Annotated in this window: 9 protein-coding genes; 2 read left to right on the top strand and 7 right to left on the bottom strand. The window is 43.6% G+C overall.

Translation table 11 applies throughout. The features are described from left to right. Position 1: 1 nt before the first annotated feature. Positions 2–1,141 carry a response regulator gene (locus J2Z37_RS00950; protein ID WP_209808009.1) on the bottom strand — a complete coding sequence of 380 codons (1,140 nt, stop codon included), beginning with the start codon at positions 1,139–1,141 and terminating at the stop codon, positions 2–4. 445 nt (positions 1,142–1,586) lie between these two features. Between J2Z37_RS00950 and J2Z37_RS00945 the strand changes: the two genes are divergently transcribed. Further along, positions 1,587–2,105, top strand: coding sequence for a DUF2179 domain-containing protein (locus J2Z37_RS00945; protein WP_209808008.1), 519 nt, complete (start codon positions 1,587–1,589; stop codon positions 2,103–2,105). A 247-nt stretch (positions 2,106–2,352) separates the two neighbouring features. On the opposite strand, the gene J2Z37_RS00940 is transcribed toward J2Z37_RS00945, so the two are convergent. From J2Z37_RS00940 to J2Z37_RS25970, 6 genes are all read right to left on the bottom strand, one after another. Beyond that, positions 2,353–3,072 carry an iron-containing redox enzyme family protein gene (locus J2Z37_RS00940; RefSeq protein ID WP_245203471.1) on the bottom strand — a complete coding sequence of 240 codons (720 nt, stop codon included), beginning with the start codon at positions 3,070–3,072 and terminating at the stop codon, positions 2,353–2,355. 49 nt (positions 3,073–3,121) lie between these two features. Further along, a complete protein-coding gene (gene pruA, locus J2Z37_RS00935; RefSeq protein ID WP_209808006.1) occupies positions 3,122–4,681 on the bottom strand; it encodes an L-glutamate gamma-semialdehyde dehydrogenase in 1,560 nt (519 codons plus the stop codon). A 70-nt stretch (positions 4,682–4,751) separates the two neighbouring features. Continuing rightward, positions 4,752–5,936: a DEAD/DEAH box helicase gene (locus tag J2Z37_RS00930; protein ID WP_209808005.1), complete on the bottom strand. Its 1,185-nt coding sequence runs from the start codon at positions 5,934–5,936 to the stop codon at positions 4,752–4,754. A gap of 333 nt (positions 5,937–6,269) precedes the next feature. After that, on the bottom strand, positions 6,270–7,157 hold the full coding sequence (locus J2Z37_RS00925; protein WP_209808004.1) for an NAD(P)-binding domain-containing protein: 888 nt from the start codon (positions 7,155–7,157) through the stop codon (positions 6,270–6,272). 269 nt (positions 7,158–7,426) lie between these two features. Further along, entirely contained in the window at positions 7,427–7,810 is a 384-nt protein-coding gene (locus tag J2Z37_RS00920) for a DUF2512 family protein (protein WP_209808002.1), read from the bottom strand. A 103-nt stretch (positions 7,811–7,913) separates the two neighbouring features. Beyond that, positions 7,914–10,226 (bottom strand): YcdB/YcdC domain-containing protein, encoded by a 2,313-nt coding sequence (locus J2Z37_RS25970; protein ID WP_209808000.1) that lies wholly within the window; start codon positions 10,224–10,226, stop codon positions 7,914–7,916. Between the two features lie 211 nt (positions 10,227–10,437). Here J2Z37_RS25970 and J2Z37_RS00910 point away from each other — a divergent pair, with 211 nt between their 5' ends. Next, the gene (locus J2Z37_RS00910; RefSeq protein WP_209807999.1) at positions 10,438–12,333 is read left to right on the top strand and encodes an S-layer homology domain-containing protein; all 1,896 of its coding nucleotides are present in this window, start codon (positions 10,438–10,440) and stop codon (positions 12,331–12,333) included. Positions 12,334–12,375 lie beyond the last annotated feature (42 nt).

The raw sequence follows: 12,375 nt of genomic DNA, 5'->3' as shown, positions 1-12,375 counted from the left end.
ATTAGCTCCTCATCCCCAACTCCATAGAAGCGAATGGAAGATATAGCCGCTTGGTCTCCTCTTCCAACTCTACACCTAGTTGATCTTTTACAGAAGCCTCCAACTGGCGATAAACCAATATTGCCTCATTTCTTTTTCCTAGAATAAGGAGTAGTTTGATAAGTTCACGGCCATCTTGTTCGGATTCCGGTGTTAATTCTAAGATCTTGTGAAGACATTCTATTGCATCAGAAAATTGCTTTACTTTCTTGAAATAAAGGAAACCATACCGCAAAGCCTGAACATACTTTTTAGCCAATGATTCCTTTTTTGTTCGTGCCCAATCAAAATCACAGTGGTCCATGTAGTCGGCTTTGTACAAATGATTCAGCTTTTCCATCCACTTTGGCCGTAGTACTGCCTCTCCCTTTAAAATCTGATCAAGAAGCTCCTCCAGTTCCCTTACATCACAGCCCATATCTCCGAGATCAAGAGCATAACCGCTTCCTGTTTTTGTTACTGTGGCAGGCAAGTCAAATGTACGAAGATTTTTCCTCAGCAAGGAGATACAGGTGTGAAGATAAGTTCTAGCCTTTTCAACATTGGATTCCGGCCAAAGCGCTTCCAAAATCACATCCCGGTGCACTACTTGACCTAAATGATGAATAAGGAAAGCGCACAATTCCTTTTCTTTATTTGTCCTCCAAATTATCTGTTCATTCTTCGCATTGCTAAGATGAATGGAGAAATCTCCCATACAGACGACCAGTGCTCGGGATTCAATCTTGGTATTTTCTTCAGTTTTCGTTTCCTGAATGCGATTTACGGAGTCTGCCAGTCTTTCCATCCTAATCGGCTTTAATAGGTAGTCGAGCGATCGAATTTCAAAAGCTTCAATTGCATACTCAGCATAGGCAGTGGTAAAAATAATTTGGATATTGGGGTTTACTCGCTGAATTTCTTTCGCCACGTCCATCCCTTTCATACCCGGCATATCAATATCTAGAAAGACTGCATCTACCTGGGTATGGTGGATAACCTCAATCGCTTTCATAGGATTGGTATATTTCCCCGAAATAACGAGGTTTCCCATTTGATTAAGCAGAATTTCCAGAATATCAAGGGCATGTTCTTCATCATCTATGAGCAAAACATGAATCATCTGATTTCCTCCATCACAATAGCTAAGTACACTTCATTAACTTTTCGACACCCTTCGATCAATTTCCTTTCCCATCTTACCTTGTGGACAGCCCCAATAATTTCCAAAAACTTGTGGATAAATACTTTGGATTATCCCCAATCCAGAAACAAATAGCCTGGATCTGTGTTAAAGTTTAGTCTAGCTGATAATTGTTGGTATTGTTTCCTCCAAATGAAGACGGTTTATCAGTTATCCACTAATTTATACACATCTGTTGATAAACTATCCACAGAATATCCACTATTATCTGTGGATAATTACATTCTCCCTTTCGACAATTTCCCTGGAAATATTCCATTTGCTGTGTTTGGATAAATTCCATTTCTGTGATACCATAATAGCCACTGAGCCAATTAGTTTAAGGCTAAAAAGGATAGTGAATTCAGGGGAGGGGGTCATAAAAATGAACGGCCTAAGCATGATCCTTATTATTTTTGTTATTAACATTATTTACGTATCTTTTTTTACCGTCCGGATGATATTCACCTTTAAAGGACAACGCATGCTTGCTTCTTTAATCAGTGTAGTTGAAGTCTTTGTTTATCTGATGGGATTGAACATTGTTTTGGATAATATCGACAAGCCGCTCAATCTGCTTGCTTATTGTATCGGTTGGGGAACCGGCGTTTATATGGGAAGTAAGATTGAAGAATGGCTTGCATTAGGATACATTGCCTTGCAAATTGTTGTAGATTCGAAAGATCAGGCTCTTCCGCAGAAGCTCCGGGAAAAAGGATTTGGGGTCACAAGCTGGCTTGGGGAAGGTAAAGATGGTCACCGACTTGTCATGCAGGTTTTAGCAAAGCGTAGTAATGAAAAAAAATTGATCAGCACGATCGAGGAAATCGCCCCTAAGGCTTTTGTGATCTCCTACGACCCGAGGTATTTTAAGGGTGGGTTCTGGACGAAGCGTTTGAATTAAAAAGAGGGTCTTCTTGGGGAGCTTCTGAAATAAAGGTAAAATTTTCCGCTATTCTCTATTTTGGGTCTGAAATCCAGAGAATAGCGGAATTTTTTTTCCGTTATTTTCGGTTGGAAGCACTAGTGACGTAGTTTTGTTCCTCAGTAGCGGAAGAACTTTCCGCTATTGCAATTGTCTCCCCTTGGATTTTATGAGATAACGGAAAAAAGTTCCGCTATCTTATTCCACGGGCCGAACGCCTACCATATTACACATAGCTCTTCATTCTCTCAAAGATACCGTTATACAAATTAGCCTCCGCTTTTACAATATAAGCCCCTGCACGATACATGGCCTGTAAATCCGCTTCTGCCTCAAATCGTTCCAAGACGTTCTTGCAGAGTTGATAATGCCTCGGTTCGTGTTGGTCTGCGTGGGCTTTCCAGAAGGTCACATTCAACAGCTTACCGTCTCGTATATAATTAGGATGGCTCAGCCCTTCCCCGATTAATCCCATCACTTTGCCTGCAAACAGCTCCGAACCAAATCCAACGGCAGCCATCGCCTCTAATGGTGTGGCCTGTTGAAGGAACTGGATAAAGGTGTCAACTGCCACAATGGGTGCAGGTGCCACAGGATAATCTGGTACATATTTTTCATTTGTCGGGATATGTGGTGCAGCGGACTGCAGAAATGTATGATAAAGCCTCGAGTGATACGCACGAGGGTTTCCGCGCCCCGCCTCATCCCATAAATTATCTACTAAACCTACCCACCAGTCATCTTCCGGCATTACAGCAGCTATTGCTGCCCCTAACACTCGGGGAAAGTTGCGGCTGTAATAACTATACTGCAGGGCAAATTCGCTTACTTGCTCAGCATTCCATTTTCCCGCAAGAAGGGATTGCATAAACTCTCCCTGGATAATCTCCTTGTCAACCAAATCCCAGATTGCTTCTTCCACTTTTTCATAACTTCCGAACTGCATTTCTTCTATCTCCATTTCTCTCAAAAAATTCCTGGACGTCCCTATCTTATCATACCTTTTTGCGTGAAGTGACTTTCGCTTGTGTAAACAACAAAAGATAATCATGTCCGCCTGCTTTGGAGTCCGTACCTGACATGTTGAACCCGCCAAATGGGTGCACTCCAACCAAGGCTCCTGTACATTTTCGATTGATATATAAATTCCCGCAATGCATTCGGTCAGTTGCATACGCGATACGCGCTTCGTCCGTTGAGTAAAACGAGCCAGTTAAACCAAACTCTGTATCATTATAAATATCAATGGCTTCTTGATAATCCTTTGCTTTTGCCACAGCTAACACAGGACCAAAAATCTCTTCCTGCATAATCCGCGCCTTGGGATCAACATCTGCTATGACTGTTGGCTGTATATAATAGCCATTGCCTTCTGCTTTCTGTCCCCCGATCAAAAGACGCCCTTCCCTTTTTCCAACCTCAATGTAATCAAGGATTCGATTATATGCTGCCTGATCCACCACAGGTCCAACGGGAGCGTTTTCGTCCGCCGGTCCAACCCTTAACTTGGATACAAGCTCCACGATCTTCTGCACCATTTGTTCATAGACAGATTCCACGATAATCGCCCGGGAGGCTGCTGAACATTTCTGACCTTGAAAGCCAAAAGCAGAGCCGACGATGGAAGCGGCTGCAGCATCCAAATCAGCGGTTTCATCCACAACGATACCATCCTTCCCGCCCATTTCAGCAATCACCCGTTTAATCCAAATCTGTCCTTTTGCTGTTTCCGCTGCCAGCTTATTAATCCTTAGACCGACTTCCTTCGAGCCAGTAAAACTGATGAAACGGGTTTTTGGATGGGTGACCAAAAAATCCCCGATTTCTGAACTGTTTCCGGGAATAAAGTTCAACACCCCAGCAGGAAGTCCGATCTCCTCCATTAAAGCAACAAATTGATGAGCTATTACAGGAGTCGGGGACGCGGGTTTGAGCAGCACAGTATTGCCTGATCCAATGGCTGCGGTTGTCATGCCGACGCAAATCGCCAAAGGGAAATTCCAAGGTGGGATGACCACACCACCCCCTAAAGGGATGTAAGAAAGACAGTTGTCCTCTTGAGGAATTTTGACCAGTGGTGAATGAATATTCGTTTCACTAAGACGGATTACTTCTCTCGCATAAAATTCCATAAAATCAATAGCCTCTGCTGTGTCCGCATCCGCTTCAGCCCAATTTTTGCCCGCCTCCAACACCATCAGTGCCGAAAACTCATGCTTCCGCTCCCGCATCCGGGCTGCCGCCTTGAATAAATACTCCGCCCGTTCAAGCGGCGGCACCCTTTGCCAACTTTCAAATTTCTCTAGAGCCACTTGCATCGCTTTTTCTGCGAGTTCTTGAGAAGCTTTGCTTACCCGCCCGATCACCTGCCCGGTATCTCCAGGATTCATCGAGACAATTTTCTCCTCCGTCAAGATCTTTTCCGATCCAATGTGAAGAGGATAATCCTGCCCAAGTTGTTCTTTCACCTTCGCTAGGGCTGCCAAAAACGCCTTTTTGTTTTCATCCAATGAAAAATCCGTAAATGGTTCGTTTGCAAAAGGTTGTCTATTCATATCCGAAAGATCCCCTTTCCCATTTCACTTAGATTATTCATTATGCATTTTCATCCGTTTTTAGACCTTTTTATTTCCTTTTCGACTTTACTTTCCCTCGTTGGGGTTTCACCACGGACGCGGGCTTTTCGTTTACCATCTGGCCCATATGTAACGTTTTCTTTTGGATTGGAATCGCCAAATCACGACCAATTTTCTTTAGGATTCTTTCCTCCGGCACAGTCACAATCGAGATGACGGTACCTGATGCCCCCATTCGGCCCGTCCTTCCTGAACGATGAATATATTGCTCGGCATCTTTTGGAACATCAAAATGAATGACATGAGTAAGTCCTTCAATATCTAACCCTCTTGCTGCCACGTCTGTTGCCAATAACAGCGAGAATTTCCCCTCGCGGAAATTTTTCAGAACGGCTTCTCGCTCGGTCTTTTTTGCTTCCCCATGAAGAAGCTCTATGTCTAATCCTTTATAGCGCAACTTTGCCGCAAGCACGGAAAAATCCCCAATTCCGTTAAAGAATACAAGGGCTTTGACTGGTTCCATTCTGACAATTTTTCTTAATAGGTCAATTTTTTCCCTTTGCTCGCAAACAAAGTAAAGATGCTCAACCTTGGAAGGTGGCAAATCATCCTTTTGAATCCGAATGATCTCCGGATCTTGCATCCATTCCTTTACTGTTTTCTCTGTTCGATCCGCAAGTGTCGCAGAGAAAACGGCTATTTGTCGGTCCTTTAAGGTGCTACGAATAATCATTTTTACCGTTTCCGCATGTTCAGGAACCGTTAGCTGATCAGCCTCATCAAGCACAATCGACCCCACATCATGCATCTTCAATTTCTTCATTTGAATCAATTCGTGAATTCGTCCCGGTGTGCCTACCGCAATTTGTGGATGTTTCTTTAATTTTTCAAGCTGCCTTTTGATGTCAGCGCCGCCAATGAGGGATACCCCGGTGATGCTGCTTGCTTCCGTCCACTTTTGGATCTCCTGCAAGATTTGCATGACCAATTCTCTTGTTGGGGCTAATACAACAGCTTGCAAGCCTTTTTCCTCCGGGTTGATCCTTTGTAAAAGGGGCAATAAATAAGCCACCGTTTTTCCTGTACCTGTTGGCGATTCAGCAATGACATCCTTCCCTTCGATCAACAAGGGAATAGTCTTTTGCTGAATGGCTGTCAAATTTTTAAATCCGCTTTTTTTCCAGATATTCTGTAACGATGGTTTTAACGAAGATACTGACCAGTTCTCTGTCATGTGATACATCCTTTTTCCTTCTATTTGATATCATGGTTATTTTAACCTTTAACGGTATTTGAATTCCAGTAGAACACTTAAATTGAAACATCAATGGTTCATCTCGGTTTGGACAAAGAATAAGAATGACACCTGAAAATCTCTTGCTTTTAACCAGGAATCTGTGCGGAAATCTTTTATTTTGTCATTGAGGGAGAGGTTACACTTAATGGGCAACATTCTATGAAAAAGCGCGATTCAGCAAGAATCACTGAGGTAAGAGGATTGAGGCAGGATGCGAAGCAACATTTATCTTAATTGACTTGCCATAAGAAGAAGGAGAGATCCTTCCTCTTATTTTTGTAACAAATATTGGTGCAAAATATCTTTTACCGCTTCTTCTTTACTCAGGCGCAAATGGTCCATATTGATTTCTTTTTTTACTGATTCTCCGAAGAAGGATAGAACCCCCTGTGTAACATGTGGCTCAAGATTTGCTTCTGTGATCAGGGAATAGCTATCTTGTACTTCTTTATGCCGCCGTTTTTTATGTAAGACGTGGGTCGTGATTAAGGTATTTGCAAACTGCGTGAAGTCATTATGATTCAGGGTATTCGCTATACTCTTCATGACCTCATCGGAAACCTTGTAATTCTCTGCGGTCAGCATAGTTTCAATGACAAGTGCCTCTAACCCTTTCATAAAAATACTGCGCAATAACTTGATACTTGCTGCCGCCCCGTTTGGTTGATCAATTACAGTAGCGTTAAATCCTAGCCGATCCAATTGAAATTTAACCTTCTCTCCATTTGCTCCGGCAATTAAAAGTGGGACACGATGTTGCTCCGTAGCTACGGTTCCCATGATGCTGGCATCTACATACATTCCAGCATACGAAGAAATGAACTGCTCACTTCTTGCTTTCATTTGGGGAGTGCTGGTCGTAAGGTCAAGATAGATCGTTCTACTTGATAACGCTGGAGCAATATTTTGGGCTACTGTTTCCGAGGAGGAACTGTTTACTAAGGTTAAAATTAGCGAACAATGGGCTCCTATTTCCTCTAACTGCTGTGTTGGCTGTACCCCCATCTCCCTTGCTTTTACTGCTAGGGGGTGGTTGGGGGTTTCAAAAACGATATCGTATGCCCAAACCTGATTTGTCTTTTCTACTAAACCTTTGGCAAAAGCTTGTCCCACTTCGCCAAATCCAATCAACCCTACTTTTGGATAAGTATTGTCCATATCACACCAGCTCTCATTTTTAATTGGATGTGATTTAGTATAATTTAGTTTTGGTTGAATAGTCAATTATTTCTGAGTAGGATTCACGCTTGTTTCTGACTTAGGTCGGGGAAAAAGGGGGGCAGTCGGAATCCAGGAGGCTCCGGACCAGGCTTCGACCCTAGGGCCCTCCTCAAAGACTTTCCACCTCGTTTTTAACCCCGTTTTAGGCTTGAGACCCTCCCTCAAGGATTTTCCGCCTCATTTTCGAACTCGATTAGGGCTTGAGACTATGGACTTGACAACATTTCCGTTCTTCGCCACGCCAAAATCCTCTGATGCATGAGATACTCCCCTATCCCCAATAACAAACCAATGACAATCGCCGCGAATATTGAAATCACTGTTCCATTAAAAACAAATTGACTTAACCAAGTAACAACGATCATGAACACGCATCCCTGGATTGTTGAAGAAACAAGCCCAAACTTAGGTAGTACGGTTTCATCGGCAATCAATCCGATCGCAATATACAAGGCACTCAATGTAAAAGGTACAACCCACGAAGAATAAACCACATGATCCAAAAAAAGTTGGGGTAACAAAAAGAGAATTAGAGGGAAATAGATGATTTTATAAGCAAGATTGATTCCAACTCGCCTTGCCAGGCTCATTTCGTGTGCCCCCTATAAAACCAAAATTTTACCTTTAGCTTATCGTTCCCCAAACCTAAAAGCAAAAAAGCCGTCCCCCTGAACAAGGGGGACAGCGTTCTTACTAATAGCGGATTTGTCCGATTGGAGAATCGGTTTTCCCTTGAAGCTCCACAAGCCCCATAAGGACAGTAGCGGCCTGGGCTTTTGTCACTTGACTGGATGGATTGAACTTCCCATCCACTCCTTTCATCAATCCAAGACGGGTGATGATCGACACCGCACCCTTTGCCTTAATTTGTGAAGCATCGGCAAAGCCTACTTCCTCGGCACCCATAAACTTAGCCAATTTATCATATTTGACAATGTGGGTAAGGGATACAGCCAAGTTTTCACGAGTTAGCACCTGATCTAATCCCAGCTTTTTCTCCTTGGCGTCGATCCAATCGCGTTCACGGGCCCAACGTGCAGCAGGATAATAGGCATGATCTTTTTTCACATCATCAAACAACTCTCCCGCTTGGGGATCAATGTAAACTTGATCATAATATGGGTCAACTGCCTTGACCATCATATCTAACCACTCCCCGCGGGTAATGGCGTGGTCTGGGTTGACATTTCCTTTTTCATCCGGCTTGATGATTTGGTAGCGAATGAGTGTTTGCAAGGAAGTTTCTGCCCAGTGTCCCTTTATATCTTTTGGTTCAACCCCTTGATGCTCGGCATCACCTGATGGATCCCAACCTGATTTCCATTTCCCATCGATTGCATCGATAGCAAATCCACCATGTAATCCATCCTTAAAGGTCTGTTGATAGACTAATTTAATATCTGAATTCGCATTACCTTCTGGGGACCAAGGCTCCCCGATGCGCAAGAAGTTCAACTGAACTGACGTGTCCTTCAGATACCGTTTCGTTGCTTCTTCCTTGGAAACTTTGGCGGATAATCCCTTCACTTTACCTGCAAGATCTGTTGTTTGATTTGTATACAATCGAACTAATTGTCCCTTTGCATTTAAAGTAAGGTTGACCGTATCCCCTTCTACCGGAATACCGTTATAAAAGCGCTGAAAGCCAAATGATACTGTATTTTCCATAGGTGGATAATACATCATGGAATCGGTGTTGATTAGTTTTAGGTCATCGGCGGCATTTGGATAAAGCTGCTGGATCAACTCGATGGCCTTTTTCTTTACTTCTTCCTTGTTCGGTTTTTCTCCCTCAACTTCTGATGTGGGGTAACCAAAACGATTTTCTTCAAATTCTAGAATTTGGCCCGTTTTCGCATCGATAGCAGCAAAAGTTTCGCTTTCCGGCCCAAAAGCTCTTTGTGTGCTGTCGCGGTAGGTGAGATTCCATACACTTTGTCCCTGCTCTCCACGGTAACTGCCTAGGGACTTCGCTTGAAGTTTTCGTCCTTCAGGAATCTTTCCCACTTTTTCAACAATCGCTGCAGCTTCGTCAGCTGTTAATTGTTTGCCACTTGGATTGGGCTTAAATGCATTCATAGATTTCGGAATTTCTTCATATACCACACTATCCTTACTCATAGGCTGGCCTGTCGGTGAAAGAAATTCCCCACCCATCGCATCGATTACTGAATAAGGGACGGCAGGCTTCCAACCGAGGAAAACGGTATTTTCTCCCCCACGATAAAGAGGAATATAATGTAGCGTTAATTCCAACTGATCCTGGTATTTTTTAAGTGCCTCTTCAGCGGTAATCGTCGGAGTTGCCGAAGGATATTCTCCAATAGAGGCTTGGCGATTGAACTCAATGACCCGACCTTCCCCATCGACGGTCATATAAATTGATTCCTCAGGAACCGGAATCCCTTGAACGGTTCTTTCGAATTGGAAGGAATGCCGGACCTGTCCAAACAAGGGCTGGTTTGTAAAGTAGGTTACAGGCTTTTCTTTTAAATTGGTTATGTATGGTGCTGCCTTTTTAATAAAGGCCTCCGCTTTTTTCACTGCCTCTTCTCTGGACACTTTCGGCGGATAATAGGCTACATCTTCCTCATCTATTGGAAAACCGATATAAGTAGAAATAAGATCCCCCGTCATCGCATCCACTCTACTATTAAAGCCGTAGCCAGAATTCCCCCTTTGATAGTGCCATTCAATATTCCACACCATCTGATTCGCAGGTGGAGGATACACATGACTATCACCCAACTCCACCTCAGAAACCTGGGCATCCTTTAGCATGGGAAAAAGTGATCGGATTTTCTCAATCGCTTCTTCTTTCGTAACCTTTGCATTCTCTGGATTTGCCGGGATGACTTCTTCCTGAACTGCACTCACTTTCTGTGTCTGCATGAAGACCGTATTCCCTGATTCTGCCCCAACATACATCGCTGGCTGCAGCATAGCTAAACTTAACATTGGAATGACAACAGATCTCCCACTCACCAATCGTTTCTTTCTTTTCACCTTTTAAAACTCCCCTTTCCATAGCAAAAAATAGGACCGTTTCTGTCCTATTCTTCATGACTTATCAGGCTTGTCTATACATTATTACGCTATAGGATGGAAAATGTTTCATAAATATTGAAATTAGTTAAATTTTATCACAATGTTTTTTTATTACTCTCTAGTAATCTATGGTAAAATATGTTGAAAAATGTAGAAAGGAGCCGTTTGGGTGAAAAAACATCTGTCATTTTCATGGATTTCTGCCATCGTGATCACCTTCGCATGTCCGTTTATTGCCGGGGCCTCCCCAGCTCTTTCTGATATTCAAGGCCATTACGCAGAACCATCGATCCAAAAGCTGTATGAGGCCGGAATCATCTCTGGATTTCCCGATGACCGATTCCGCCCGAACGATCGCGTCACTAGAGCTGAATTTTTAAAGCTTTTATTGACGACCGTCCAAACCGAGTCGCTTATTGAAGGGCCTATCCCCTTCCAACAACTAGAAAAACATTGGGCCTATCCCATCCTTGTGCAAAGCTATCAAAGTGGGATTTTACTAGATACGGATTGGAGTCTGCTAGATCTGGGGGTGGATCAGGTACTTACAAGGGGTGACGCTAGTCTGCTATTGGCTAACGCCTTACAAATATCTGGAGAGGATGTGGAAGAACCGTTCAAAGATTTAAGCAGCTTGCCTGATAAAATGAGGGAATCTATTTTGGGTCTACATGAAGCAGGGTTGATTCGCGGAATCTCAGAAACTGAATTCGCACCCCATTTACCTCTTACCCGTGGCCAGGCTAGTATTCTTATTGATCAAGCCCTGCAGTTTCAAGAGGAGGATTTTAGGGAACGAATGCAGTTGAAGGTCAAGGTTGCAAAAATAAAAGGGGGTGTCCAACATCTTATAGACGGCGTAGGTCATCCTTTGCGAGAGGGAGATCACCTTCATGTTGGTTCCGAGATTCAGACAGGACCCGAAGCGGGTGCTACTCTTGTTACAAATGATGGGGATACCCTTTTTATTGACGAGAATACTAGAATCACTATTCAAGAATTGGATACTTCCCTGCAATTAATGAAGGATGATGGTGTGAAAGCACAAAGCTTTAAAGGGGACGGCATTTTGCTTCGAGGAAAAGTGGGGGAAGAAAATATCGGATTAAACTGGGAAACCAAGCAACAGGCCAAATCATTCTCAGTCTTCAAAGCAAAAAATGACTCCGTTCAAGAAGAAAGCAAGCCAGTTCTTCCTTCGACATCAAAAACTACCTGGTTTGATACCGAGGTCTCTCCCGGAAACTCATATTCCTATCAAGTCACAGGTAAGGATGCAAATGGGAATCCACTGGCAAGCCAAGAGGTCCATTTTGAAGTCACCAAGAAAGCGTCCTTTAAAGAATGGGCTGGAAATGTGGTTGTAAAGGTGAAAAGTCTATTTAGTTCAGATTCCAAATTTGAAATCGAAACACCAACCACCACAGCAGGTGTGCGTGGGACCCTTTTCATGGTTAGTGTTCAGCCTAACGGCCGAAATGGTGTTAGTGTGTTTGACGGTGTTGTTGGTGTCTCCCGAAAAGGTTCGTCAGAAGCGGAAACGCTTGTCCACGGGAATCAACAATCAATTATCCCAACATCAGGTCAAGTGCAACCGCCAATGACAATGGATAAAAACCAGTTCAATCCGTTCATCGAAGAAAGTATGGCACAGCTGATCCTCGTCCAGCAACAACTACAGAGGGAACAAGAACAACGGTTGCAGGAAATGCAGGCCCAGCTTGAAAAGAGATTGAAGGAAGCATTGGCAAGCATGCCATCTGAACAAAGGGCAGCTTTCGAAAGAATCGTGCAGCAGACCCGTATCACAGAGCCACCAGCTTCACAAGCAGAAGCACGAAGGGCGGCACAAGAAAGAAAAGTGCTTGATGAATTGGCCCAGCATCCAAACATCCAAGATCGGATTAAACAAAGTGACAATTCGATGCCAACATCTCCGAGATCACCGGGTGGCGACTCTTCCGATGACGGATCCCCTAGCCAAAATCCGCAAGAACCTGAAAAGCGGGAGTTGGGTGAAATCATCAGTAACAAGTTGGAAATTCAAGTGAACGTTGTGGAGTAGCCGGTATTTTTTCCTGGGGGACGGAGCGAAGGAGCCTTTATT

The organism is Ammoniphilus resinae (assembly GCF_017873965.1).
Lineage (GTDB): Bacteria > Bacillota > Bacilli > Aneurinibacillales > RAOX-1 > Ammoniphilus_A > Ammoniphilus_A resinae.
This window is presented reverse-complemented; position numbering and strand designations above follow the sequence as displayed.

Coding starts and splice junctions, on each gene's coding strand:
- J2Z37_RS00925 (WP_209808004.1), bottom strand. CDS start 7,157: ATGGACAATACTTATCCAAAAGTAGGGTTGATTGGATTTGGCGAAGTG.
- J2Z37_RS00920 (WP_209808002.1), bottom strand. CDS start 7,810: ATGAGCCTGGCAAGGCGAGTTGGAATCAATCTTGCTTATAAAATCATC.
- J2Z37_RS00940 (WP_245203471.1), bottom strand. CDS start 3,072: ATGCAGTTCGGAAGTTATGAAAAAGTGGAAGAAGCAATCTGGGATTTG.
- J2Z37_RS00945 (WP_209808008.1), top strand. CDS start 1,587: ATGAACGGCCTAAGCATGATCCTTATTATTTTTGTTATTAACATTATT.
- J2Z37_RS00930 (WP_209808005.1), bottom strand. CDS start 5,936: ATGACAGAGAACTGGTCAGTATCTTCGTTAAAACCATCGTTACAGAAT.
- J2Z37_RS00950 (WP_209808009.1), bottom strand. CDS start 1,141: ATGATTCATGTTTTGCTCATAGATGATGAAGAACATGCCCTTGATATT.
- pruA (WP_209808006.1), bottom strand. CDS start 4,681: ATGAATAGACAACCTTTTGCAAACGAACCATTTACGGATTTTTCATTG.